The organism is Streptomyces sp. NPDC001002 (assembly GCF_053599215.1).
In genome coordinates this window covers 1-24,190 of the sequence record NZ_JBSFLV010000077.1, presented here as the reverse complement: position 1 = coordinate 24,190, position 24,190 = coordinate 1, and the positions used below count along the sequence as shown (strand labels likewise).

Annotated in this window: 23 protein-coding genes and 1 pseudogene; 20 read left to right on the top strand and 4 right to left on the bottom strand. The window is 69.6% G+C overall.

What is annotated here, in order from left to right:
- Positions 1–39 precede the first annotated feature (39 nt).
- Positions 40–249 carry a hypothetical protein gene (locus ACWDR3_RS29905; protein WP_450355686.1) on the top strand — a complete coding sequence of 70 codons (210 nt, stop codon included), beginning with the start codon at positions 40–42 and terminating at the stop codon, positions 247–249.
- A 239-nt stretch (positions 250–488) separates the two neighbouring features.
- Positions 489–956: a hypothetical protein gene (locus ACWDR3_RS29900; protein WP_450355685.1), complete on the top strand. Its 468-nt coding sequence runs from the start codon at positions 489–491 to the stop codon at positions 954–956.
- Positions 957–1,008: 52 nt separating this feature from the next.
- Here ACWDR3_RS29900 and ACWDR3_RS29895 read toward each other — a convergent pair whose 3' ends face one another.
- The 3 genes from ACWDR3_RS29895 to ACWDR3_RS29885 form a co-directional block, all read right to left on the bottom strand.
- Positions 1,009–1,740, bottom strand: a complete 732-nt coding sequence (locus tag ACWDR3_RS29895) for a class I SAM-dependent methyltransferase (RefSeq protein WP_450355684.1) — start codon at positions 1,738–1,740, stop codon at positions 1,009–1,011.
- Positions 1,741–1,879: 139 nt separating this feature from the next.
- On the bottom strand, positions 1,880–2,122 hold the full coding sequence (locus tag ACWDR3_RS29890) for a hypothetical protein (protein ID WP_450355683.1): 243 nt from the start codon (positions 2,120–2,122) through the stop codon (positions 1,880–1,882).
- Between the two features lie 46 nt (positions 2,123–2,168).
- The gene (locus ACWDR3_RS29885; RefSeq protein ID WP_450355682.1) at positions 2,169–3,578 is read right to left on the bottom strand and encodes a ferredoxin reductase family protein; all 1,410 of its coding nucleotides are present in this window, start codon (positions 3,576–3,578) and stop codon (positions 2,169–2,171) included.
- Positions 3,579–3,842: 264 nt separating this feature from the next.
- On the opposite strand from ACWDR3_RS29885, the gene ACWDR3_RS29880 reads away from it, so the two are divergent.
- Positions 3,843–4,598 (top strand): GntR family transcriptional regulator, encoded by a 756-nt coding sequence (locus ACWDR3_RS29880; protein WP_450355681.1) that lies wholly within the window; start codon positions 3,843–3,845, stop codon positions 4,596–4,598.
- A 42-nt stretch (positions 4,599–4,640) separates the two neighbouring features.
- On the opposite strand, the gene ACWDR3_RS29875 is transcribed toward ACWDR3_RS29880, so the two are convergent.
- Entirely contained in the window at positions 4,641–5,585 is a 945-nt protein-coding gene (locus ACWDR3_RS29875; protein WP_450355680.1) for a zinc-dependent alcohol dehydrogenase, read from the bottom strand.
- A 272-nt stretch (positions 5,586–5,857) separates the two neighbouring features.
- On the opposite strand from ACWDR3_RS29875, the gene ACWDR3_RS29870 reads away from it, so the two are divergent.
- The 17 genes and pseudogenes from ACWDR3_RS29870 (at position 5,858) to ACWDR3_RS29790 (ending at position 24,106) form a co-directional block, all read left to right on the top strand.
- Positions 5,858–6,964 carry a Gfo/Idh/MocA family protein gene (locus ACWDR3_RS29870; RefSeq protein ID WP_450355679.1) on the top strand — a complete coding sequence of 369 codons (1,107 nt, stop codon included), beginning with the start codon at positions 5,858–5,860 and terminating at the stop codon, positions 6,962–6,964.
- Between the two features lie 13 nt (positions 6,965–6,977).
- On the top strand, positions 6,978–7,751 hold the full coding sequence (locus ACWDR3_RS29865; RefSeq protein ID WP_450355678.1) for a ThuA domain-containing protein: 774 nt from the start codon (positions 6,978–6,980) through the stop codon (positions 7,749–7,751).
- Between the two features lie 3 nt (positions 7,752–7,754).
- Positions 7,755–8,729 carry an ABC transporter permease gene (locus tag ACWDR3_RS29860; protein WP_450355677.1) on the top strand — a complete coding sequence of 325 codons (975 nt, stop codon included), beginning with the start codon at positions 7,755–7,757 and terminating at the stop codon, positions 8,727–8,729.
- Between the two features lie 2 nt (positions 8,730–8,731).
- Positions 8,732–9,697 (top strand): annotated as a pseudogene (locus ACWDR3_RS29855) (ABC transporter permease); the annotation flags it as partial.
- 81 nt (positions 9,698–9,778) lie between these two features.
- Complete coding sequence (locus ACWDR3_RS29850) at positions 9,779–10,831, top strand: ABC transporter ATP-binding protein (RefSeq protein WP_450355707.1); 1,053 nt, start codon at positions 9,779–9,781, stop codon at positions 10,829–10,831.
- Complete coding sequence (locus ACWDR3_RS29845; RefSeq protein ID WP_450355676.1) at positions 10,828–11,988, top strand: ABC transporter ATP-binding protein; 1,161 nt, start codon at positions 10,828–10,830, stop codon at positions 11,986–11,988. The genes ACWDR3_RS29850 and ACWDR3_RS29845 overlap by 4 nt, the downstream gene beginning before the upstream one ends.
- A gap of 70 nt (positions 11,989–12,058) precedes the next feature.
- The gene (locus ACWDR3_RS29840; protein ID WP_450355675.1) at positions 12,059–13,735 is read left to right on the top strand and encodes an ABC transporter substrate-binding protein; all 1,677 of its coding nucleotides are present in this window, start codon (positions 12,059–12,061) and stop codon (positions 13,733–13,735) included.
- A gap of 52 nt (positions 13,736–13,787) precedes the next feature.
- On the top strand, positions 13,788–14,462 hold the full coding sequence (locus tag ACWDR3_RS29835; RefSeq protein WP_450355674.1) for a ThuA domain-containing protein: 675 nt from the start codon (positions 13,788–13,790) through the stop codon (positions 14,460–14,462).
- A 42-nt stretch (positions 14,463–14,504) separates the two neighbouring features.
- A complete protein-coding gene (locus ACWDR3_RS29830) occupies positions 14,505–15,296 on the top strand; it encodes a sugar phosphate isomerase/epimerase family protein (protein WP_450355673.1) in 792 nt (263 codons plus the stop codon).
- A complete protein-coding gene (locus ACWDR3_RS29825; RefSeq protein WP_450355672.1) occupies positions 15,293–16,267 on the top strand; it encodes an NAD-dependent epimerase/dehydratase family protein in 975 nt (324 codons plus the stop codon). The genes ACWDR3_RS29830 and ACWDR3_RS29825 overlap by 4 nt, the downstream gene beginning before the upstream one ends.
- A 119-nt stretch (positions 16,268–16,386) precedes the next feature.
- The gene (locus tag ACWDR3_RS29820) at positions 16,387–17,427 is read left to right on the top strand and encodes a Gfo/Idh/MocA family protein (protein WP_450355671.1); all 1,041 of its coding nucleotides are present in this window, start codon (positions 16,387–16,389) and stop codon (positions 17,425–17,427) included.
- Positions 17,424–18,290, top strand: coding sequence for a GntR family transcriptional regulator (locus ACWDR3_RS29815; RefSeq protein WP_450355670.1), 867 nt, complete (start codon positions 17,424–17,426; stop codon positions 18,288–18,290). The genes ACWDR3_RS29820 and ACWDR3_RS29815 overlap by 4 nt, the downstream gene beginning before the upstream one ends.
- Positions 18,291–18,347: 57 nt before the next feature.
- Positions 18,348–20,327 (top strand): primary-amine oxidase, encoded by a 1,980-nt coding sequence (locus ACWDR3_RS29810; RefSeq protein ID WP_450355669.1) that lies wholly within the window; start codon positions 18,348–18,350, stop codon positions 20,325–20,327.
- Complete coding sequence (locus ACWDR3_RS29805; protein ID WP_450355668.1) at positions 20,324–21,076, top strand: sugar phosphate isomerase/epimerase family protein; 753 nt, start codon at positions 20,324–20,326, stop codon at positions 21,074–21,076. Before ACWDR3_RS29810 ends, ACWDR3_RS29805 begins: the two co-directional genes overlap by 4 nt.
- On the top strand, positions 21,073–22,191 hold the full coding sequence (locus ACWDR3_RS29800) for a Gfo/Idh/MocA family protein (RefSeq protein ID WP_450355667.1): 1,119 nt from the start codon (positions 21,073–21,075) through the stop codon (positions 22,189–22,191). Before ACWDR3_RS29805 ends, ACWDR3_RS29800 begins: the two co-directional genes overlap by 4 nt.
- The gene (locus tag ACWDR3_RS29795; protein WP_450355666.1) at positions 22,188–23,207 is read left to right on the top strand and encodes an SIS domain-containing protein; all 1,020 of its coding nucleotides are present in this window, start codon (positions 22,188–22,190) and stop codon (positions 23,205–23,207) included. Before ACWDR3_RS29800 ends, ACWDR3_RS29795 begins: the two co-directional genes overlap by 4 nt.
- Positions 23,204–24,106, top strand: a complete 903-nt coding sequence (locus ACWDR3_RS29790; protein WP_450355665.1) for an N-acetylglucosamine kinase — start codon at positions 23,204–23,206, stop codon at positions 24,104–24,106. Before ACWDR3_RS29795 ends, ACWDR3_RS29790 begins: the two co-directional genes overlap by 4 nt.
- The last annotated feature ends 84 nt before the right edge of the window (positions 24,107–24,190 follow it).

The following is a 24,190-nucleotide window of genomic DNA, read 5'->3' as shown; positions in this document are numbered from 1 at the left end:
CGACACTCAGTGGGGTCACCTCGTGAAAGGACCACGAAAATGCGCCGATTCGCCCTGGGTACCGCGGCACTGCTCGCCTCTGTCGCTCTCCTCACCGGTTGCAACGACAGTTCGTCGGGCAGCGACAGTGGATCCGCGGACAAGGCGACCGCGCCGAGCAGTGCCACCTGTGCCCCCGCCTCCACAAAAGCGAACGATGACACTCCCGGCGACTGCGACCACACGGGTAAGCCGGGCGAGAACAAGTAGACCGGTACGCGAGAAGCTTTCGAAAAGCTTGCCTGTGGCTGCTGAATCACGGGCTGCCGCTTCCGCTGGGCATGAAGTCGACGGTCGGCATGCTGGGGTTGTTGTCGTCGCTCATCGCGACCCAGCTCATGCCCCTCCTGGTCGTACTCATGGCACGTATCCCCTGGGTGGAGCGCGCCTGGGGGCACGACCTTCTCGCCCGCCGACACCGCTGAATCGGCTTCGCCTCGTTCTGGTTCATGATGGGGCACCTCGCGGCACAGACCGTGGAGCGAGTCTCCCGCGACTGGCCCACCGCACCCAAGCGCACTTACGAGCTCTATGTCGTCGAGCCGTGGATGCTCGCGGCGACCGCCGGCACCGTTCTCTCGATCCGGGAGTCCGGTGACGGCGGTGCACGTGCCGCACAATTCAGTCCCGGAACAAGGGCGTTGGTCGAGGGGCCATACGGCACCATGACGTCCCGCGAACGTCGCTGGCCGAAGATGCTGCTCATAGCGGCCGGTGTTGGAGTGACTCCACTCGGGGCCCTGCTGGAGGACACGGCATACGGCCCCGGCGAGGCCACCCTGATCTACCGATACAGCAGCGCTGCCGACCAGCTCTTCAAAGAGGAACTGCACGAGCTCGCCACCCGTCACCGAAGTCTTCGCCTGGTAGCCGACCCGACTGTGAGGAAGAGGCATCCTGGTTCTGAGAAGAAGTAGGAGTTGCAATCGCCCCGAACGCGCAGCCGCCGGCAACTCACCTGAAAGGACACTAGGACGACTCCTTGAGACTGTTATAAGAAGGCTCCGGTATATGGGAATCGCTCCTGTCCTGATACGGACTGCAGCGGCAGGTGACCGGGGCCGGAGCCAGGATGTGATGGACGTGGGCCGGTGGCAGGTTAGGAAGGATGATTTCGCTGCCCACCACGTAGGGGCTGATGATCTCGTGCAGCGCTCGATGGGACAGAGCCTGCCTGGAGTTGACGCACCGCAAGGCCCCGCCGCCGAGGTAGCTGAAGAAGGAGAGGCGGCCGCCCGGCCTCAAGGAGGTCAGGAGCTGGCGGGCGATGGCATCGACCAGCCGGGGCGGGAAGTTCGCGAAGGGGAGGCCGCACACGATGGTGTCGTACTGCCCGAGCTGTTGGTCTTGGATGAGGCCGTGATGCAAGCGGGTTCGTGAGTTCGTCCGAGCCAACTGTGGGTCGTACCGCAGAAGCCACTTGAGTCGTGCGGCGAACTGGGCGTTGGCTTCGACGAGTTCGAGTGTGTCGTCCGGGCCGAGGCGGCGCGCGATGTGACGGGTGACAGCGCCCGTTCCCGGCCCGACTTCCAGCACGGTTCGGGGGTGTTGTCGGGTGCCGGGTTGCACATGTCGGGTGAGGGCCTGGGCCAGGCTCGATCCGCTGGGTACGACGGCGCCTGTCATCTTCGCGGTCCGCGTGAACTGCCGGAGGTAGGCCAGGGTTTCCGAGAGAGTGGATGTTGTGAACGCGATCGTCACGTGAGCACCTTCGCCTTACTGGTGGGACGGGGATGTCGGCGGATCGAACGGGCAGCTTGAGAGGCGCACATGGTGGGGGCCGCCCCCTCACGTCAGGGGGCGGCCCCGGGTGCATCGCTCAAGTCGGAAGGCGGCGCCGCTACTTGTTCTCGCCCGGCTTGCCGACGTGGTCGCCGTCGCCAGGGGTGTCGTCGCCCGGCTTCGCCTGATCGACCGGCGCGGCCGACGAGTCGGAGCCCGGACTGGCGGGGGCCGTTGCCGCGGGAGCGTCGCTCTTCTCTTCGCCTCCCTTCCCGCCGACTCCGGACAGATTGAGCTGGTAGGCGAAGAGAAGGGCGGCTACGGCGAGGGTGGCGGTGAACCAGAGGGTGATACGTCGCATGACGTGCTCCAAGGAGGTGTGGTGGTGGATTGACCGAGTGCGCCGGTCACCAGGCGAACTCTTCGGTGTGCAGGCTGTCCCGGTGGACGCCCGCACGCCTGGTGGCCTTGCGTACGGCTGACAGCCAGGCCGGGGGTCCGCAGACGTAGACATCGCGGTCGGCCACGTCCGGAACCAGTTCCTTCAGCACCTGGGCGTCGTCGATGTGGGTGCCGATCCCGGCCGGAAGCCAGGAGTCGTCCGCCCGGCGCGCGCCGGGCATGAAGTGCAGCTCGACACCGCGGGCAGCTGCGATCTGCCGCAGTTCGTCGGCGAACACGGCGTGCTCGGCCTCGGTGTAGCGGTACAGGAGGGCGGCTTCACCCGGCCGGAAGGGGGTGTCCTCCATCAGGGCGCGCATGGGCGTGACACCGATTCCGGCGGCGAGGAGGAGCATGCGGGGATGTCGTCGCTGCCTTGCGGTGAGCGTGCCGTAGGGGCCTTCGATGAGGACGCGTGTGCCGGGCTTGAGACGGGCCTGGCGTTCGCTGCCGTCGCCGGCGATCTTGACGGTGATACGGAGATGGCGTGCCGTGGGGGCGGCGGACAGGGTGTAGGGGTTGCCGCGGGACCAGCCGGGGCCGTCGAGGAAGCGCCAGATGAAGAACTGGCCGGACTCCGTGCGCAGCCTGTCCAGCCGGTGCCCGCGCATGATGATCGAGAAGACGCCGTCTCCCTCGGGGCGTACTTCCTCGACACGCAGTCGGTGGTAGAGCGAGCGCCACAGTGGCCAGGCGAGACGGTAGACGAGGGTGACTCCCCCGGCGAAGAGGTAGAGGGTCCACCAGTAGGTGCGCGCCCAGGCCGCATGGAAGTCCGCGCCGTCGCCGATCATGTGCGGGAAGGTGAAGGCGGTGCCGAGGTAGGCGTACAGGTGCAGCAGGTGCCAGGACTCGTAGCGCAGTCGCCGTCGGGCCGCCCGTACCGAGGTGACCACCACCATGATCACCGCGATGGTGCCGATCGTCGCGAACAGCATCCAGGAGTCGGTGATGAACAGGCTCCACAGTTCGTCCGCGGCCGCCGCCGGATCGCGCATGACCCGTTGGGCCGCGAACAGCACGACGTGCGCCAGCATCAGCCAGAAGGAGGCGAATCCGATCCAGCGGTGGCGTCGGGTGAGCAGGTCGTGGCCCCAGGAGCGCTCCACCCAGGGGATGCGGGCCAGCAGCACCACCTGGAGCACCATGAGGTCCGCGGAGACGAGTCCGGTGAGCAGGCCGAGGGAGCCGATCGCCGTGTCCACGGTGGTGAGGCTGAGCAGTCCCTGGTTCAGGATCCAGATGAACACGACGGCGACCACCGAGGCGATGGCGGCCGGCCCGAGGAGATCGGCCAGGCCGAACCGCAGGGTGCCACGGTGTGGCCCCCTGGGTGGCCGCCTGTGCTCGGTGGCCACCGTTTTGGATGTGCTCATCGCTGCCTTCCCTCGGGCGTGGAGTGGGATCGGACGCCTCGTCGGGCGCCTCGATGACCAGAGTGGAGGGCGTTTTTGTGGCAGCTTTAAGAAGCCTGTGACGGTGCCGGCCGACGAAGGCCGCGTGGGTTCCGGGTACGGGTGTTGCGCTCGTACCGGATCTGTTCGCCGGTCCCGTGGTGGCTCCTGGCCACGGCATCGCAGGTAAAGCTAAGGTGATCCGCGCTTGTCCAGCGGAGTGGATCACCATGGGGGCTTCACCGTATGAACGACTCACCTGAGGTCTCCGGCCCGGTACTGCCCGGCTATCCGGAGCCGTTGTGGATCCAGGCGGTCAACGTGATCCGTGGCGAGATCGACCGCGGGGTGCTGCAGCCCGGTGGCCGGCTGCCGCCCGAGCGTGAGCTGTGCCAGCAGCTGGGGATCAGCCGGGTGACGTTGCGCAAGGCGCTGGGCAGTCTGGTCGAGGCCGGTGTGCTCAATCCGTCGCACGGTCGCGGCTGGTACGTCGCGCAGACCGCGCAGAAGAAGGAGTGGCCCAACAGTCTGGAGTCGTTCAGCGAGACCGCGACCCGGATGGGGCTGAAGCCGCACTCCAAGGTGCTGCGCGCGGACACGAGTCCGGCGAGCATCGACGAGGCGGAGCAGCTGGGGATCGCGCCGGGCACCGCGCTGTTCCGGCTGGAGCGGGTACGTCTTCTGGAGAACGTGCCGATAGCTCTCGATCTCACCCGGCTACGGCACGCGCTGGTCCCGGACATCGAGCAGGTCGACTTCCAGGAACGGTCGCTGTACTCGACGCTCTCGGCGGCCGGCATCGAGCCGGTGCGCGCGGACAGCACGATCGAGGCGACCAAGGCGGACGAGCGCACGGCCGAGCAGTTGGGTCTTGCGCCCGGCGACCCGGTACTCGTGATGCGTCAACTCGCCCTGAACGCACAGCAGGAGCCGTTGTTCGTCTCGACGATCCAGTACGCGGGCGACCGCTACCGGCTGCGTACGTCGTTCGCCCGGTCCTAGCCCGCCGCGGGTCCGGCGAGTTGGCCGAACCGGTCACCGCGGTCAGAACAGCACGACCCCCTTCACGAAGTCGGGCCCGGCCTCCTCCATCGCGCCGAACGCCTCGTCGATGTCGTCGAGGCCGAACCGGTGGGTGATCAACGGCGCGTAGCTGAAGCGCCGTTCGCCGATCAGGCCGAGTGCGTCGCGCATCGCGGCGATCAGGCGGGTGCGGTCGGGGCAGAAGCCGTTGACGACGGTGACGGCCTTGTACCAGAGGTCCATGTCCATCATGGCGTCGCCGGTGTGGTGGTACCCGACCACGCAGAGCGTGCCGAACGGCCGGACCATGCTGCCGGCCGTCTTCAGCCCGCCGGTGGCACCGGTCGCCTCCAGGACGATCGCCGGTCGGGCGTCGGTGGCCCGACTGGTCTGCATGCGGTATTCCTCGGGCAACTCGTCGGGGGCGAAGACGAGATCGGCGCCGAGAGCGAGCGCGCGGCGACGGCGTGCCGGATCGGGGTCGACGCCGATGAGCAGGCCGGGCGCGTGCCGCTTCGCGAGTTGTACGAGGCCGAGGCCCATGAACCCGAGGCCCACGACGGCCACTTGGGCGCCGGGTCGTATGCCGGTGCGGGACAGCGCCTCCTCCAGGTCGGCGACGGGTTCGCCGATCGCGTGCGCCGGTTCGATGCCCGGCGGCACGGGCAGTACGGCGTTCGCGTCCATCACGGCGAGGGTGGCGAACCCGTCGCCGCCCAGGCCGGTCACCACGTCTCCCGGCTGCCATCGGGTCGCGTCCCGCCCGACGGCGGCGACCCTGCCGACCATCTCGTGACCGAGCCGGACCGGGGCGTCGGCCGGATCGTGGGTGAGCCAGGGCCCGATGTCGGAGGTGCAGACCCCGCACGCCAGGACTTCCACCAGGACCTGCCCGTCGGCGGGGACCGGGTCGTCGGCGGTGACGACTTCGGAGGTGCGGGGGCCGACGAGTCGACTGAACTTCATGCGGGTCTCCTGTCCGAGTGGTGCCGGTCAGTGTAGCCAAGTGGTTCTAAGTGGTAAGCACTGGCACAGGACGTTGATGGCTGAATTTGCCGTCCCTTTTGACCCGCAATAAGCGCACACACCCGCTATACAGGGCGAGTTTTCGCCGCGTTACCTTCCGTTCGACCCCTAGACAGGATCGGCCGACGTATTAGGATGTCGGCAAGAGGTATGCAAGTGGCACACCATCGGGTGCCACCACGCCATCGGATGTCCACGGAGGGGAGGCGGTCATGGTCGACTCCGCACGGACCTCGACAGATCAGAACCTCTCCGCGGTGGTCGTCGGGGCGGGTTCGCAGGGCAGAGTGCACGCTCTCGGCCATCTCGCCGCCCCTGGAGTGACGCTGGCCGGCCTCGCGGACATCGACCTGGCCGCGGCCGAAGCACTCGCCGCGGAACTCGACGTACCCCATGTCCATCGCGACTTCCGCGAACTCCTCGCGGAGGTACGGCCGGACATCGTCAGTGTCTGTACGCCGCCGGCCCACCACCTCGATGTCGTGCGAGCGGCGGTCGCGGCGGGAGCCCGGGCGGTGCACTGCGAGAAGCCGATCGCCCTCAGCTACGGCGATGCCCTGGCCATGACGACCGAGGCGGCCGATGCCGGAGTCGTCCTGACCTTCAACCTCCAGCGTCGCTTCGATCCCGTACAGATGCAGGCGCGGGAGTGGATCGCGCAGGGCGAGATCGGTGACGTGGTGACCGTCGAGGGCTACTGCCCCAACCTCTTCGACTGGGGCACCCACATCCTCGACCTCGTCCTCTTCCACCGCCAGGACACCGCCCCGGAATGGGTGTTGGGCCAGATCGACGTCTCCGTCGACCGCTACGTCTACGGCGTCTTCACCGAGACCGCCTCACTGACGCAGGTGGGCTGGGCGGACGGGGTACGGGCAGTGGTCTCCACCGGACGCGAACCCCATACGTCCGTCCTCAATCTGGAGAACGACCTCGGACTGATCGTCCAGGGAACCCGGGGGCGGGCCGACATCCGCGGTGCCCGCACCCTGCTCCGGCGCTTCGGCAAGGACGACCTTGTGCGGGAGTCGGCGTTCGACACCGACCCGCGCCACTGGGACCGCGGGGTCGATCCGGCGATCGTCGCCGGAACGGCCGACGCGATCCGCGACCTGGTCGAGTGCCTGCGCACCGGCCGGCGACCGGCACTGCATGCCCAACACGCGCTGCGCGGCGCCGAGTTGATCTTCGCCACGTATGAGAGCAGCAGGTCCAGACGGCGGGTGCCGTTGCCGCTGGACCGGATGGACAACGCCCTGACCAGCGGGCGGGCGGAGGGCTTCTGGAGCCCTTCCGGTGAATTGCGCTCCACCTACTGAATCGAGCCTCCGCATGCAGATACCCAGGCCCCGCCATGCCCCGGTGCCTCACGCGGGCACGCTTACCGCGCGCACCGCAGGGGCCACCGCCCTGGCCGCCGAGCGGCCCGCCACTCGCGCCGGCCGGCCCGCGGCCCTCGCCGTGATCAGCGGCGACGACGTCTACGAGGACCTCTTCACCGCGGCCTCCGCGCTCGACAGCGCGCTGACCGACGAGGGGTTCGCGATCCGCACCGGCCTGGGTACCGCAGCGCTGGAAGGCTCGGCCACAGCGGACGTGGTCGTCCTGTACACCGCGCTGGGCCGCTTCACCACCGGGCAGCGCGAAGCGCTGGCGCAGGCGGTGCGCGGCGGTTGCGGCCTGGTTGCCCTGCACTCCACGACGGTCCTCGCCTCCCCGCCGGACCAACTCAGCGAAGGAGACCGGCTGTTGGCCGAGCTGATCGGCAGCCGCTACGTCTCGCACGGACCACGGCCGCACGAGAGCCGGTTCGAGGTGCGGCTGGACCCGGACCACGAACTCACCGTGGGCATCGACCCGTTCGAGGTGACCCACGAGCACTACCGGCTCGCGACGCGACCCGACGTGCGGGTCGTCGCCTGGCGGAGGACCGACGCCGGGGCCGAACCCTTGGTCCACGTCCGCCGGTTCGGGGACGGCCGGGTCGTCTACGTCCAACTCGGCCACGACATGCGGATCTGGGGCGAGCCCGGAATGCGCCGCCTGGTGCGGCGCGCCGCCCGCTGGGCCTGTCGTCCCGATCAGCCTGTACAGAACGGGGAGTGACCGGTGCGCACCCTGCTGCGGAAGACCGCCTTCTATCTGCTCACCGCGTGGGCCGCGATCAGCCTCAACTTCCTCATCCCGCGGATCATGCCGGGCAACCCGGCGGACAACCTGATCAACCAGTTCCACGGCAAGCTCAGCCCGTCCGCCGTGCACGCCCTGCGGGTGCTGTTCGGGCAGTCCGACCAGAACCTCTGGCAGCAGTACGTCAGTTACTGGCACAGCATCTTCACCGGGGACTTCGGCACCTCGTACGCGTACTACCCGTCGAAGGTCAGCACGGTCCTCGGGCAGAGCATGTACTGGACGCTGATCCTGATCACCATCTGCACGGTGCTCGGCTTCGTCATCGGCACCACGCTGGGGATGCTCGCGGGCTGGAAGCGCGGCAGTTGGCTCGACTCGCTGGTGCCGGTCACGACGTTCCTGTCGTCCATCCCGTACTTCTGGTTCGCGATCATCATGGTGTATCTCTTCGCGATCACCTTCAAGTGGTTCCCGTTGTCCGGCGGTTACGCGCTGGACCAGCACATCGGTCTGAACGCCGGCTTCATCGGCAGCGCGATCAACTACGCGGTCCTGCCCGCCGTGACCATCACCGTCGCCTCCATCGGCGGCTGGCTGATCGGCATGCGCAACATGATGGTCACCACGCTCAGCGAGGACTACGTGCGCCTCGCCGAGGCCAAGGGCCTGTCCCGGCGCCGGGTGATGTACACCTACGCGGCCCGCAACGCGATGCTGCCCTCGCTGTCCGGCTTCGCGATGTCCCTGGGGTTCGTCATCGGCGGCTCCATCGTCACCGAGGTCGTCTTCAACTACCCCGGCATCGGCTCGGTGCTCTTCAAGGCCGCGCAGGCGGCCGACTACCCGCTGATGTCGGCGATCTTCCTGCTCATCACAGTGCTGGTGCTCGTCGCCAACCTCATCGCCGACATCGCGTACGTCTTCCTCGACCCGCGGACAAGGGAGAGCTGACCATGGCCCTGCAACCCGCCGCCCTGGCCGAGGCGGACACCTCCGTGGAGTCTTCCGGCGGACCCAGCCGCCTCTGGCTGCGCCTGCTGCGCTCACCGCTCACCCTCAGCGGTCTGGTCATCGTGCTGATCTTCCTGGTGCTGGCCGTGATCGCCCCCTGGATCTCGCCGTACGACCCCTCGGCGGTAAGCGACACCACCCTCGCCGGGCCGTCCGCCTCGCACTGGCTGGGCACCACGCAGAACGGCCAGGACGTCCTGTCGCAGATGCTCTACGGCGCCCGCGCATCGATGCTCGTCGGCATCGGCTCCGCGGTCCTCACCACCGTCCTGTCGGTGCTCGTCGGTGTCACCGCCGGGTACGTCGGCGGGATCGGCGACGAGGTGCTGTCGCTGCTGGCCAACGTGTTCCTGGTGCTGCCGAGCCTGCCGCTGACCATCATCCTGGCCGCGTATCTCCCGCACAGCGGCTCCCTCGGCATCATCCTGGTGATCACCGTGACCGGCTGGGCGTGGGGCGCCCGGGTGCTGCGCGCGCAGACCCTCTCGCTGCGCAAGCGGGACTTCGTGGAGGCGGCCCGGGCCACCGGCGAGCCCACCTGGCGGATCATCCTCAAGGACATCCTCCCCAACCAGGTCGCGGTGATCGCCGCCGCCTTCCTCGGCACGGTGACCGCCGCCATCCTCACCCAGGCCAGCCTCGCGTTCCTCGGCCTCGCCGACGTCACCCAGTGGTCCTGGGGGACGATCCTGTACTGGGCACAGACCGGCAGCGCGCTGCTGACCGGCGCCTGGTGGTGGTTCGTACCGGCCGGACTGGCGATCGCGATCCTCGGCACCGCGCTGTCCCTGGTCAACTTCGGCATCGACGAGTTCATCAACCCGCGGCTGCGGCAGGCCGGCATCGGCACCAAGAAGGCCCAGCGCGGCCAGGTGACGGCGAAGCGGACCCGCCGCGTCAGGCACCGGGGCCCGGCGCCGGTCCGGACGGCCCCGCAGCCCTTCACCCAGGACAGCACCGACGTCGTACTTGATGTACGCAACCTCCGCGTGGAGTACGTCGGTGAGGGCGGCCGCACCCCGGCCGTCAGCGACGTGTCGTTCACCCTGCGGCGCGGCGAAGTGCTCGGCATCGCGGGCGAGTCCGGCTCCGGCAAGTCCACCCTCGCGTACGCCATCACCCGGCTGCACAAGCCGCCGGCCGAGATCTCCCAGGGCGAGATCCACTACACCAAGCCCGACGGCGAGAGCGTCGACGTGCTGGCCATGGACGACACCGAACTGCGGGAGTTCCGCTGGGAGGAGCTGTCCATCGTCTTCCAGTCGGCCATGCACGCGCTCAACCCGGTGCTGCGGATCGGCGCTCAGATCGAGGACGTCATCGTCGCCCACCGGCCGGGAATGACCGCGCCCGAACGGGCCGCCCGGGTCATCGAGTTGCTCGGCACCGTCGGCATTCCGGCGGACCGCGCGAACTCCTACCCACACGAACTGTCCGGCGGTATGCGGCAGCGCGCGATGATCGCCGTCGGGCTCGCGCTCGACCCCGAGATCATCGTCATGGACGAGCCGACCACCGCGCTCGACGTGGTCATCCAGCGCCAGATCATCGAGAAGATCATGGAGTTGAAGGACCGGCTCGGCTTCTCGGTCGTGTTCATCACCCACGACCTCTCGCTGCTGATCGAACTCTCCGACACCATCGCCGTGATGTACGGCGGCAAGGTCGTCGAGATGGCCGCGGCCGACGACTTCTACCGGCGCCCCCAACACCCGTACAGCCGAGGCTTGTTGGCGTCCTTCCCCACCCTCGGCGGCCCGAAGCGGGAGCTCACCGGCATCCCCGGCTCCCCACCCGACCTGCGCCGACTCCCCACCGGCTGCGCCTTCCAGCCCCGCTGCCCGCACGCCTTCGACGCCTGCGCCCTACAGGTCCCGCCGCTCTACGAGATCACCGGCCCCGGAGGCGGCACCTCGCTCGCGGCCTGTCTTCTCCACCGGGACGACGAGCAGGACAGGTCGCCGGAGACGGACGTGACAGCTCACGGTCCGCACGGCGCCCGGACCACCATGAACGAACTCGCGACAGGTGACACACGATGAGCGGTGAGACGACGGCCCTGGCCGACAGCGGCACCGGAATCGGCGGTGCGGCGGATGCGCCCGTACTCGAAGCCGTCCACGTGACCAAGCACTTCCCCGTACGCGGCGGACTCCCCCGGCGCGGGACCCCGCGCAAGGTCGTGCACGCCGTCGAGGACGTGAGCCTGAGCCTGTACGCGGGACGGATCACCGCGCTGGTCGGCGAGTCGGGCTCCGGCAAGTCGACCCTCGCCCGGCTGCTCGCCCAGCTCCATCCGCTCACCGGCGGCGAGGTGCGGCTGCACGGCGAGCCCGTCAAGGCGATGCGCGGACGTGCCTTCCGCGACCACGTCCGCCAGGTCCAGCTGATCCTCCAGGACCCCTTCGGCTCCTTCAACCCGGTCGCGACGATCGCGGGCACCCTCAAGCGCGCCGTCGCCCTGCACCACCCCGGCAAGCGCGGCAAGGAGCGCGACGCCGTCATCGACGACCTGCTCACCCAGATCAACCTCGTACCACCACGGCAGTTCACCACCAAGTACCCGCACGAACTGTCCGGCGGACAGCTCCAGCGCATCTCCATCGCCCGCGCGCTCGCCGCCGACCCGGAGGTGTTCCTCGCCGACGAGCCGGTCTCCAGCCTCGACGTCTCCATCCGCCTCGGCGTCCTCAACCTGCTGCGCCGCCTCACCGAGGAACGCAACGCGGCGATGCTCTACGTCACCCACGACATCGCCTCCGCCCGCTACTTCGCCACCGACACCGCGGTGATGTACGCCGGCCAGATGGTCGAGAGCGGGCCGTCGGAGGAGGTCACGCAGCATGCCGCGCATCCGTACACGCAGCTGCTGATCGCGTCCGCGCCCGATCCGTCGCGAGTGGGCGCCGACCGGGTCAAGGACATCGGGCAGCCGCCCAGTCTCATCGACCCACCGTCCGGCTGCCGATTCCACCCGCGCTGCCCGTACGCCATGGAGCGGTGCGCGGCAGACGCTCCCCCGTCCTTCGACATCTCCCCCGGCCACACCGCCCGTTGCTGGCTGTACGCCGACGACGCCGAGGCCCGTGCCCGGCGGGCCGAGAACGCCGAGGCCGTCGCGAGCCTGACCGCTCCGGTCGACCCGGCCGCACCCGACTCCCCCGCCGACCCTGACTCTCCCGCCTCCCCCACGTCGTGAACCGAGGGGCCTCCCCGCCGGCCCGTACGGAGCTCTATTCGCTGTCCCTACGTTCAAGGAGCAGACGCACGTGACCACTTCACAGTCTCCGCTCGCGTCAGGCATGACGAGACGCGGTCTTCTCGCCGGAGCGCTCGCGGGCGCGGGCGCCGTCGCACTGTCGGCCTGTCAGCCGTCCGGGGGCAGCAGTTCGGGCGGCAGCGCCACCCTCACCGTGGCCGGTCAGTCCGACAACCTGACCAAGGTGTTCAACCCGTACCTGGCCAACACCGCGCAGGGTCTGACGTACACCTCGCAGGGTTCGGGCGGCTTCATCTACGAGCCACTGGTCCAGATCAACACGGTCGACATCGGCCACGACATCCCGTGGCTGGCCAAGAGTTGGCGCTGGTCCAACGGCAACAAGACGCTCACGATGGACCTGCAGTCGGGCGTCAAGTGGACGGACGGGCAGCCGTTCTCCGCCGACGACGTGGTGTTCACGTACACCATGCTGAAGAAGAACCCCGGGCTGAACCTGCTGGGTGTGGACATCGCCTCGGTCACCGCGCCTTCGCCGACCCAGGTCGTCTTCACCTTCGCGCAGCCGTCGGAGCAGTTCTTCACCAATGTGGTGTCGGCGCCGATCGTGTCGCAGCACATCTGGTCGAAGGTCAAGGACCCGACCAAGTACACCGACGACACTCCGGTCGGCACCGGGCCGTTCAAGCTGGACCAGTTCTCGCCGCAGAGCTTCACGCTCGTGCGCAACGAGGACTACTGGCAGCCGAAGGCGCAGATCAAGACGTTGCGGTTCGTCGCGTACAAGGACAACGAGGCGATGACCAACGCGCTCGTGCAAGGTCAGGCCGACTGGGGCGGCACGTACATCGCCAACGCCGACAAGACCTATCTGAGCCGCAGCAAGCACAACAACTACTGGGCGCCGCTTGCCGGTACGGACGGGCTGATCCCCAACCTGGAGCGGTGGCCGCTCAGTGACATCGCGGTGCGCCGGGCCATCAGTTACGGCGTCAACCGCAAGCAGGTCGGCGCGGCCACCGCCTCGCCGCCGGCCACCAGCGTCACCGGGCTGCCGATGCCGGCGTACACCTCGTCGATCGCCCCGCAGTACAAGGGAGTCGACTTCGTCCAGGACGTCGACAAGGCCCACAAGACCCTGACCGACGCCGGGTACACCAAGGGCGGCGACGGCTACTACAGCAAGGGTGGCAAGCGGGTCGAGTTCTCGATCACCTTCCCGTCGGCGTACACCGACATCGCCTCCCGGGTGCAGGTGCTGGTGTCCCAGCTCAAGGACATCGGCATCAAGCTCTCCATCGACACCACCACGGTCACGGACATCAACACCCGCACCGGCAAAGGTGACTTCGACTCGACGATGGGCTACCCGGTCAACTCCGCGCCGCGCGCCTTCTCGTACTACAACGACACGATCAATCCGAACCTCTACTACCCGATCGGCAAGGCAACGCCGACCTTCCAGAACATCGAGCGGTTCCGCAACGCCGAGGCCGCGACGCTGTTCAAGCAGTATCCGCAGGCCACCACGGACGCTCAGCGGCAGCAGATCCTGAACGGGATCGAGCGGATCTTCGTCGACAACCTGCCGTGGATCCCGATGTTCTATTGGGGCAGTTACGGCAACTGGAGCACCGCGAAGGCGACCGGTTTCCCCAGCCCGGACAACCCCTACTTCAGCCCGGTGCCCAACCCGGTGGTCGCCCTGCGGCTGAAGCCGGTCTGAGCCGCCGCGCGCCCCCGAAGCAGTCATCCGCCACATTTCCGCGAGGAGAGCCATGTCCCATCTCTCGACGCCGAGAGCCATGGTCGTCGTGAACGGCGACGACATCCACCACGACCTGATCGCAGCCGCCGGAGTCTTCCAGCAGCTCGGTGTCGAGGCCGGGTTCGCCACCCGCAGGGCCATGGGCACCGGACGCTTCGTCGATCCACGGCCGGAGACGGCCGAGTCGGACGTCTACCTCTTCTACACCGCGGGCGGCCACTTCGCGACGGACCAGCAGCGGGCGCTGGCGGATGCCGTGCGGTCCGGAAAGGGGCTGGTCGGAGTGCACGGCGCGAACATCATGGGCTGGCAGGGCGATGGCCTGGACCCCGCCGACCGCCCGCTGTTCGAGTTGCTCGGCAACCGCTACCTCTCACACGGCCCGGGTCACCACGAGGGCCGGCACCGGATCGAGATCGTCGCCGACCATCCCGTCACGGCCGGGGTCACCGACTTCGAACTCTTCGACGAGTACTACGAGTTCGAGCTGGCGGACGACGACGTGAAGGTGCTCGCACAGCGCCACCGGGCGGACGGCGAGGTCATTCCGGTGCTGTACGCCCGGGAGTTCGGGACCGGCCGGGTGGTCTACCTCGCGCTCGGCCACGACATGCGCTCCTGGGGCGAGCCCCCGGTCCGCACCCTGGTCCGCCAGGCCCTGCTGTGGGCGTCCGGCCGTGACTGAGACGACGAGCGCCGGCTCACGGGGCCGGCCGGAGGAGGAGACATGACAGCCGCCATCGGCGTCATGACGTACACCGTGCTCGACAAGGCACGAGTGGACCTGGAGGGAACCCTGGCCCGGTTGGCGGACCTGGGCTACCTCGGGGTCGAGACCTACGGCCTGGTCGAGCACTTCGGTCCGCGCCGGGTCAAGGACGCGATTGCCTCGGCCGGGCTAACTCTGACGAGTGCGCACACGCCCTTCCCCGCGGGTCCGGACGCCGAGCAACTGCTCGACACCAACCAGGAGTTGGGCGCCGAGGTCCTCGTATGGAGCATGGAACGGGAGGAGTTCGACTCGCCCGAGGCGATTCGCCGAGGCGTGGAGCGGGTCAACGAGGCCGCGGAACGGGCGGCGGCGCGCGGTATGCGTATCGCGTACCACAACCACTTCGCCGAGTTCTCGCAGGAGTTCGACGGGCGGCAGGCCTACGACCTGTTGCTGGAGCTGCTCGACGACCGGGTGCTGGTCGAACTCGACGCCTACTGGGCGGTGATGGGCGGCGCGGACCCGGCTGCGGTCCTGGCCCGGCTGGGTGAGCGGGCGCGCTTCGTGCACGTCAAGGACGGTCCGGCAGTCAGCTACGAGGACGACGTCATGGTGCCGATCGGCGAGGGCGGTATCGACTGGGCCCGCACTCTGAGCACACCGTCCGGTCTGCGCTGGCACATTGTCGAGCTGGAACGGCTGAACATCGACACGTTCGAGGCGCTCCGGCGCTCCTACGACCACCTGGTCGGCAGCGGGCTCTCCCGTGGCGGGTCCGTCCCGGCGGCGAAGGAGGAGCGGACATGAAGGTGTTGTTCCTCGGCGGTGCCGGGATGATCGGTTCCGCCGCAGCCGCCCGAGCCGCCGCCACCGGCTTCGACGTGACGATCGTGACCCGGTCCGAACCGGTCCGCGCGGTCGCGGATGGAGTGCGGCAACTGCGCGCGGATGTCCGGGATCCGGCGGCACTGCGGGCGGTGCTGGGCGACGAGGAGTTCGACTCGGTCGTCAACTGGGTCGGCTTCGCACCCGACGACGTGCGTGCGCACCCGGAGCTGTTCACCGGTCGCACGGGACAGTACGTCTTCATCAGCACCTGTTCCGTCTTCGGGCGGCCGGTGCCCAACTTGCCGATCACGGAGTCGAGTCCGCGCCGCCAACCGGTGTTCGGCTATGCGCGGGACAAGATCGCCTGCGAGCTGCTGCTGGAGGACGCCCACCGCTCGTCCGACTTCCCGCTGACGATCGTGCGCCCCTTCCACACCTACGACCGCACGGTGATCCCGGTGCTGGCCGGGTGGACGGCGATCGAGCGGATGCGGGCGGGCCGGCCGGTGGTGGTGCACGGCGACGGCACATCGTTGTGGTCCCTCATGCACGCGCGCGACTTCGCGCGGGCCTTCGTGGCGCTGCTGGGCCTGGACCACGCGGTCGGGGAGAGCGTCAACGTGGTCAGCGGCGACATCCTCACCTGGGACCAGATCCATCTCACGCTCGCGACGGCCGCCGGGGTGCGCGAGCCCGTGCTGCGGCACCGCGCCAGCGAGTCGATCGCCGTGGAGGTGCCCGGCTGGGACGAGGTGCTGGAGCACGACTTCCGGCACTCGATGCTCTTCGACACCTCCAAACTGCGGTCCCTGGTACCGGGGTTCGCCCCCGAGGTGTCCTTCTCGCAGGGCGCCCGGGAGGTGCTGGCGTACTACGACGCCCACCCCGAACTGCGGTCGGTCGACGAGAAGTTGGACCACGCCTTCGACGTACTGCTGGAGACGCGATGACGGGCGGACAGACGGAGGGAGGCGTGATGAAGAGCACCGCAGCCGATTGGTATTAGGTGGTCTATATTGAGAAGACCACAGCATGCCACTAGCAGACCAGAACGAGGGAAGAGGAACGCGTGATCGGCGTCGGTCTCATAGGTTCGGGATTCATCGGCGACACATACGCGGACGCGCTCCAGGACGTACGGGACGCGGCGCTGGTCGCCACCTGCTCGCGCGACCTCGCGCGGGCCACCGCGCTGGCCGCCAAGTGGGCCCCGGACGCACGCGGTTACGACCACATGGCGGTCCTGTGCGCCGATCCGGACGTCGATCTGGTGGTCGTAGCGGTGCCCAACGAGGCCCATCTGGAAGCGGTGCGGGCGGTCGCCGCGGCCGGCAAGGGCGTGGTGTGCACCAAGCCGCTGGCCCGCAGCGGCGCCGAGGCCGCGCAGATCCTGGACGTCGTCCGCGAGGCCGGCATCTGGCACGGCTACGCGGAGAGTTCGGTCTTCTCCCCCAACATCGCCAAGGCCCACGACATGGTCACCGCGGGCGCGATCGGCGACCTGCTGACCATGCGGGCGCGCGAGGCCCACTCCGGGCCGCACGCCCCGCACTTCTGGGACGCCGAGACCGCGGGCGGCGGCGCGCTGCTCGACATGGGGTGCCACACCGTGGAGTCCGCCCGGCACTTCTTCGGCAAGGACAACCCGATCACCGAGGTCTTCGCGTGGGGCGCGACGCTCGCCCACGCGGACCGGACCACCGGTGAGGACACGGCGATCGCGCTGCTGAAGTTCGCCGGCGGCCAGTTGGCCACCGTCGAGTCGTCGTGGATCGAGAAGGGCGGCATGCAGTTGCGGCACGAACTCGTCGGCAGCGCAGGCCGGTTGGTCACCGACACCTCGTCGACCCCGGTCTGGGGCTTCATCGAACGGCCGGCCGGCTACCTCGTAGAGAAGGCGGACGCCGACACCGGCTGGGTGTACCCGGTGCCGGAAGAGGCGCGCGCCTACGGATTCAGCCAGCAGATGCGGCACTTCGTCGACTGTTTCGCCCGCGGCGACACACCCCGCGAGACCTTCGAGGACGGCGTCGTCGTCAACCGTGTACTGGACGCCTGCTACACCTCGATGCGCTCCGGTACGTGGGAGAAGGTCCAGGCCCCGGCATGAGCACGGAACCCATGAGCGCGCAGCGGCCCGAGCCGGTGACTCCCGCACCGGCAACTCGCGGACAGGCAACTCCCGGACAGGTGACTCCCGGACCGGCAGCCCCTTCGCAGGCCTCCCTTTCCCAGGCGGCCCTGGACGGTACGTATCCGGAGCCGTTGTGGATGCAGGCCAGGGACTCGCTGGTGAACCGGATCGCCGTCGGCGAGGTCAAGCCCGGCTCGCGGCTGCCTCCCGAGCGCGAGTTGTGCGGGATGCTCGGCATCTCCCGGGTCACCCTGCGCAAGGCGCTGAACGCCCTCGTCGAGCAGGGTGTGCTGCGCTCCGCGCAGGGCCGGGGCTGGTACGTCGCGGCCGCGGAGCGCAAGGAGTGGCCCAACACCCTTGAGTCGTTCTCCGAGACCGCGCACCGGATGGGGCTGCTGGCCACGTCCCGGGTACTGCGGCAGGAGAGCGGCCCGGCCAGCTTCGACGAGGCGGAGGCCTTCCAAATCGCCCCGGGCGCCCCGCTGTTCCGCCTGGAGCGGGTGCGCATGCTCGACGGCGTGCCGATCGCGGTCGACCTCGCGCTCCTCCCCGCCGACATCGCCGTCGGCTTCGACGAGGTCGACTTCACCGTCAGTTCCCTCTACGACACGATCACCGGCGCGGGCTTCGAGCTCGCGCAGGCCGACACCACCATCGAGGCGCGCCCCGCCGACGCGGCGCTCGCCGGTCACCTCGCCATCGCGGCGGGCACCCCCGTCCTCGACATGCGGCAGATCGTCCGCGACCGCGCCCAGCGCCCGCTGCTCTCCTCCTCGATCCGCTACGCGGGCGACCGCTACCGCCTGCGCACCTCCTTCATGCGGAACCCAGGGCTTTGAGCCGGCGCCCTCCCGAACCCACCCCCGCCGAACCCCCTTCGCAGAAGCGGAGCCACCGTGACCACGACAACGCCACCCTCCGCCCACGACACCTCGGCCCTGGCCCGGGCGCTCGCCTCACCACGCCCCGACGAGATCACGGCATGCACGGCCCTCCTCAAGCGAGAAGGACTGCTCGGCCCGGACACCCATGTCTCCTACTTCGGCCTGGCCGAGCAGGACAAGCGCGAACTGCTCGCCGGTGACATCGCGCCGCGCCGCTTCCGCGTCATGCTGATCGACCTCCACACCGGGCTCTCGCACGACGTGACCGTCTGTCCGGGCGAGGACCGGATCGTCTCGGCCCGCGCCCTGGATGTCACCGTGGACGGCCATGTCCCGGTGGTCCTGGCCGAGTTCGCGCTCGTCGAGGAGATCGTGCACCGTGACGAGCGGTGGCTCGCGGCGATGCGCAGTCGCGGCCTGACGGACCTCTCCCAGCTGCGGGTCAACCCGCTGTCGGCCGGCGTGGCAGGCCCCGGCGAGGACGGCCGCCGTCTCCAGCGCTGCTTCACCTTCGTGCAGAAGACGCCGGACGACCTCGGCTGGGCGCACCCGGTGGACGGCGTCACCGTCGTCGTGGACGTGGTCAGCCACGAAGTCCTGGCCGTCGAGGACCACGCGGACCTGCCGGTGCCCGACGAGGACGGCAACTTCCACGACCCGGCCTGGGTCGGCCTTCCGCCGCGCGCCGGTCTCAAGCCCATCGAGATCACCCAGCCGCAGGGACCCAGCTTCACCGTCGACGACAACGGCGTCCTGGAGTGGGCGGGTTGGTCCCTCCAGGTCGGCTTCGACCAGCGCGAGGGCCTGGTGCTGCACAACATCGCCATCGAAGACGCGGGGCGCCGGCGCCCGGTGGTCTACCGTGCCTCGCTCGCCGAGATGGTCGTCCCGTACGGCGACCCGAGCCCGCAGCGCTGGTTCCAGAACTTCTTCGACTGCGGCGAGTACCTGCTCGGCGGCTTCGCCAACTCCCTTGAACTGGGTTGCGACTGCGTCGGCGACATCACCTACCTCGACGCGGTGCTCGCCGACGCCTCCGGCGGCGTACGCACGATCCCGCAGGCGATCTGCGTCCACGAGGAGGACACCGGCATCCTCTGGAAGCACACGGACAACTGGAACGGCTCCACCGAATCCCGCCGCAACCGGCGGCTGGTGGTCTCCTTCTTCGCCACGGTCGGCAACTACGACTACGGCTTCTACTGGTACTTCTCCCTCGACGGCGCCATCGAGCTGGAGGTCAAGGCGACCGGGGTCGTCTTCACCTCCAGCTACCCCGGCCCCGGTTACGCGTACGCCTCCGAACTCGCCCCCGGCCTCGGCGCCCCCTACCACCAGCATCTCTTCAGCGCCCGGCTGGACATGACGGTCGACGGCACCGACAACGCCGTCGACGAGGTGGAGTCCGTGGCCGTGCCGCGCGGGCCGGACAACCCGACCGGCACCGGCTTCACCCAGTCGGTCACCCGGCTGCGCACGGAGTTGGGCGCCCAGCGCCTCGCCGACAACACCCGCAACCGCTCCTGGCTGGTGACCAACCCGTCGGTCACCAACCGGCTGGGCAACCCGGTGGCCTACCAACTCCACCCGGAGGGACGCCCGTTGCTCCTCGCGGACGCGGACTCCGACATCCACCGGCGGGCCACGTACGCCACCCGGCACCTGTGGGTGACGCCCTACGCGCCCGACGAGAACTACCCCTCGGGCGACCTGGTCAACATGCACAAGGGCGGCGCCGGACTGCCCGACTGGACCGCCGCGGATCGATCCGTCGACGACACCGACATCGTCCTGTGGCACACCTTCGGACTCACCCACTTCCCACGGCCCGAGGACTGGCCGGTGATGCCGGTCGACACCACCGGGTTCGCGCTCAAGCCGTACGGCTTCTTCGACCGCAACCCCACCGTCGACATCCCCGCCTCCAACGCCCACTGCCACCCCGGCGGACACGACCACCACGAGCACGACCACGGAAAGGCCGGCACATGACGACCGCACCCCCGCTGGGGATCCAGCTCTACAGCGTGCGTGAGGACATCGGACCCGCCGACCTCGACCGCACCCTCACGCGACTGGCGAGCTTCGGCTTCACGCATGCGGAGCCGTACGACATCCTCTCCGACCCCGACCGGCTCGGAACCGCGCTGCGCGACGCCGGGCTGAGTGCCGCGACCGCCCACGCTTCGGTGCTCCGGCACGAGGTCACGGACATCCTGGACGCGGCACAGGCCCTCGGTATCGGCTGTGTCATCACGCCGTACGTCGACGCGGGCAGCATCGCCGACCGGGCGGGCGTGGAACGGCTCGCCGACACGCTCAACGCGGCCGCCGAGACCGCCGCCGAGCGGGGTATCCGGATCGGCTATCACAATCACGACTTCGAGTTCGCCCAGCGCGTCGACGGGATTCCGGTCTACGACCTGCTCGTCGCGCGCCTCGATCCGGCGGTGGTGCTGGAGGTCGACGTGTACTGGGCCGGGGTCGGTGGCGCCGATGTGTTCGAGCTGCTGCCACGTCTGGGCGACCGGGTGCGCTATCTGCACGTGGTGCACGAGCGGGAACCGGGCAACGACCGTCCGGTGCTCGGCGTCGACACGGCCGGACGGATGGACGAGGTGCTGGCGCTGACGGCGGCGAGCGTGGAGCTGCCCGTCGTCGAGGTCGTCGCCCACCACAGCGACGTATGGCCGCTGGTCGAGCGCAACGCCACGCACTTTCTCGCCGGGGCCGCCGCGTGAACGGGCCCGTGCGGGTCGCGATAGTCGGCGCCGGAGACATCTCCGACCAGTATCTGAAGACCCTCTCCGGCTACCCGGACCTCGCCGTCATCGCCGTGGCCGATCTGGTGCCCGATCGCGCCCGGACGCAGGCCGAGAAGTACGGCGTACCGACGTGGGGCGGCACGGATGAGGTGCTGCGTCGCGAGGACGTGGACCTGGTGGTGAACCTGACCGTGCCCGCCGCGCACGCCGAGGTCGCGCTGGCCGCCATCGCGGCCGGCAAGCACGTCTGGGGCGAGAAGCCGCTCGCGCTTGACCGGGCGAGCGCCCGTGCGGTGCTTGACGCGGCGGCCGCCGCTGGGGTGGTGGTCGGCAACGCGCCCGACACCGTGCTCGGCCCCGGTGTGCAGACCGCGCACCGGCTGCTGGCCGAGGGCGCGATCGGCGAGCCCAGGACGGTGCTCACCCTCATGCAGGGGCCCGGGCCCGACCTGTGGCACCCACGGCCGCAGTTCCTCTTCGCCAAGGGGGCGGGCCCGCTCTTCGACATCGGCCCCTACTACCTCACCGCCCTGGTCCAGTTGCTCGGCCCGATCGTGTCGGTGTCCGCGACCGGGCAGAGCCCGCGCGCCGAGCGGGTGATCAGGTCCGGGCCGCACGCCGGGACGACGTTCCCGGTCGAAGTACCCACCCACGTCAGCGTGTTGACGACGTTCGCCTCGGGGACGATCGGCACGTCCGTCTACAGCTTCGACTCGCCGGTGCGCCGCCAGCTGTTCGAGATCACCGGCAGCGAGGGCGTCATGGAGGTACCGGTCAGCGGGTTCGACGGCGACACCCGGCTGCTGACCTCCACCGAGCGCGGCGCCCCCTGGACAAAGGTGTCCGCCGTCGGGGTCCCCAGCGACCGCGGGGTGGGCGTCCTCGAACTGGCCCGCGCCCTGCGCGCGGGTCAACGGCCGCGAGCCAGCGGCGAGTTGGCGTACCACGTACTCGACGTGATGCTCGCCGTCGAGGAGTCCGTCGACCTGGGCGCACCCGTCCGGGTGGCGAGCAGCGCACCTGAGGTGCCCCCGATCCCACCCCGGTGGGACCCGACCACGCGCACCCACGACGGAACGGAGCAGACATGAGCGACGGATACCTCGCCTATCGAACGGCCCGCGCGACCCAGCCGGAGGAACTGGAGGCCGCGATCGCCAGGCTGGGCCCCCAAGTGGCCTCGATGGGCGCGGCCGGCCTGCTCTCCGGTCCCGGACCGGTGTTCGTCGGCATCGGCGCCAGTCTGGCCGCCGCGTGCGCCCCGGTGTGGTCCCTGCGCAGCCGGGGCGTGCACTCCTGGCGGCTGGGCGCGGGCGACCATCCGCTGCCGTTCCCCAGGAGCCGCCACCCCGTCTTCGGCGTGTCCCAGAGCGGACGCAGCGCGGAGACGCTCGCCCTGCTGGAGTCCGTCGACCCGTCGCTGCGGTACGCCGTGGTGAACATGACCCCCTCGCCGATCGCCGACGCGGCGACCGGTGTGCTGGACATCGGCAGCGTGCCGGACAGCTACGCGTCCACGATCGGCTTCACCGCGACGATCGCCGCGCTCGGCATGCTCGCCGACGCCTGGGACGGCGGCACGGTCGACGAGGGCTGGGCCAGGCTCGGCGCGCTGTTCGCCGCGACGCAGAAGGAACTGACCGAGCAAGTACGGGCACTGGCACCGCTGTTCACCACGGCCACCTCGGCGGACTTCGTCGGCGCGGGTCCCGCGGTGGGCTCGGCCGAGGCGTCCGCCCTGCTCTTCCGCGAGGTCGTGCGCATTCCCTCGACCGGGATGAGCACCCGTCAGTATCTGCACGGCGCGATGGAGTCGGCCGGCGGTGGAGTGCATGTCCTGTTCGGCGACGAACGCGAGCACGAGGTGGCCGACACCCTGGTCGACGCCGGTCACCCGGTGGTGCTCGTGACCGCCGAACGCCTTGCGCAGCGGCCTCTGTTGCATCCGGTGCGGGTGCCACGGCTGCCCGCCGCGCAGCGCGCCGTCATGGAGATCCTGGTCGCGCAGATCCTCGTGGAGGCGGTCGCCGAGGTCCGCGGCCTGGACATCGAGGAGTTCGTCTTCCACAACTCCGACATCAAGGTGACCGGGGGTCCGGCCACATGAAGGTGCTCGTCGGCGCCGACATAGGCGGCACCAAACTCGCGATCCGGATGACCGCGCCGGACGGCACGGTGCTCGTGGACGTCGAGGTCCCGTCCACGGACTGGGAGGCCGCTCCGGTCGAACAGGCGGCGCGCTGGCTGCTGAACCGGGTCCGGCCGGTACTGCCCGAGGGCGCCGAGATCGCCGCCCTCGGGGTCGGCGCGCAGGGCTGCGACACGCAGGAGCACTGCTCCCACCTCACCTCAGCTTTCGAGGCACTCGGGGTGCGCACGACGGTGGTCAACGACGGGGCCCTGCTGGTCCCTGCCGCCGGACTGACCGAGGGGGTCGGCGTCATCGCCGGCACGGGCTCCATCGCGGTGGGCACCACCGCCGACGGCACGGTCCTGTTCGCGGGCGGCTGGGGCTGGGTGCTCGGCGACGAGGGCAGCGCGCCGGCGATCGTAAGGGAGGCCGCGAAGGCGGCGCTGGCCGCGCACGACAAGAGGCGTCCGGACGACGGCCTGCTGGCCGAACTGCTCGCGCACTACGGCGTCGCCGACGCCCCGGCGCTGGCGAGAGCGGTCAACGACTCGCCCACTCCGGCCACTTGGGGCCCGGCGGCACCCGCTGTCTTCCGGGCCGCCGAGGCGGGCTCCGTGTCCGCGCTCGCGGTCGTGGACGACGCCGCGGCCCACCTGACCGCCCTCGTCAGCCGACTTCGGGCACGCGGCGCGGTCGGCGAGACCGTGGTGGCCGCCGGCAGCGTGGTCCTCGGCCAGCCCCTGCTCGCGGACCGGCTGCGGAACCGACTCGGCGCCACACACCCCGATCTGACGCTGCGTCTGCTCGACGTGGCGCCGGTCGCCGGAGCAGTGGCTCTGGCGCGGGTTCGGTACGGGGCAGTGGGGGTGGCCTAGTTCGTACGGGGTGAACGCCACCCAAGTCGGCTGCCTCCCCTCCCCCTCCCCCTCCCCCTCCCCGGACGCAATCCCGAATGGAGT

Excerpts from the sequence above, each read along its gene's own strand:
- ACWDR3_RS29870 (WP_450355679.1), top strand. The coding sequence starts at position 5,858 with ATGGTCGACTCCGCACGGACCTCGACAGATCAGAACCTCTCCGCGGTG.
- ACWDR3_RS29890 (WP_450355683.1), bottom strand. The coding sequence starts at position 2,122 with ATGCGACGTATCACCCTCTGGTTCACCGCCACCCTCGCCGTAGCCGCC.
- ACWDR3_RS29845 (WP_450355676.1), top strand. The coding sequence starts at position 10,828 with ATGAGCGGTGAGACGACGGCCCTGGCCGACAGCGGCACCGGAATCGGC.
- ACWDR3_RS29880 (WP_450355681.1), top strand. The coding sequence starts at position 3,843 with ATGAACGACTCACCTGAGGTCTCCGGCCCGGTACTGCCCGGCTATCCG.
- ACWDR3_RS29795 (WP_450355666.1), top strand. The coding sequence starts at position 22,188 with ATGAGCGACGGATACCTCGCCTATCGAACGGCCCGCGCGACCCAGCCG.
- ACWDR3_RS29875 (WP_450355680.1), bottom strand. The coding sequence starts at position 5,585 with ATGAAGTTCAGTCGACTCGTCGGCCCCCGCACCTCCGAAGTCGTCACC.
- ACWDR3_RS29885 (WP_450355682.1), bottom strand. The coding sequence starts at position 3,578 with ATGAGCACATCCAAAACGGTGGCCACCGAGCACAGGCGGCCACCCAGG.
- ACWDR3_RS29900 (WP_450355685.1), top strand. The coding sequence starts at position 489 with ATGATGGGGCACCTCGCGGCACAGACCGTGGAGCGAGTCTCCCGCGAC.
- ACWDR3_RS29805 (WP_450355668.1), top strand. The coding sequence starts at position 20,324 with ATGACGACCGCACCCCCGCTGGGGATCCAGCTCTACAGCGTGCGTGAG.
- ACWDR3_RS29815 (WP_450355670.1), top strand. The coding sequence starts at position 17,424 with ATGAGCACGGAACCCATGAGCGCGCAGCGGCCCGAGCCGGTGACTCCC.
- ACWDR3_RS29865 (WP_450355678.1), top strand. The coding sequence starts at position 6,978 with ATGCAGATACCCAGGCCCCGCCATGCCCCGGTGCCTCACGCGGGCACG.
- ACWDR3_RS29830 (WP_450355673.1), top strand. The coding sequence starts at position 14,505 with ATGACAGCCGCCATCGGCGTCATGACGTACACCGTGCTCGACAAGGCA.
- ACWDR3_RS29835 (WP_450355674.1), top strand. The coding sequence starts at position 13,788 with ATGTCCCATCTCTCGACGCCGAGAGCCATGGTCGTCGTGAACGGCGAC.
- ACWDR3_RS29790 (WP_450355665.1), top strand. The coding sequence starts at position 23,204 with ATGAAGGTGCTCGTCGGCGCCGACATAGGCGGCACCAAACTCGCGATC.
- ACWDR3_RS29825 (WP_450355672.1), top strand. The coding sequence starts at position 15,293 with ATGAAGGTGTTGTTCCTCGGCGGTGCCGGGATGATCGGTTCCGCCGCA.
- ACWDR3_RS29905 (WP_450355686.1), top strand. The coding sequence starts at position 40 with ATGCGCCGATTCGCCCTGGGTACCGCGGCACTGCTCGCCTCTGTCGCT.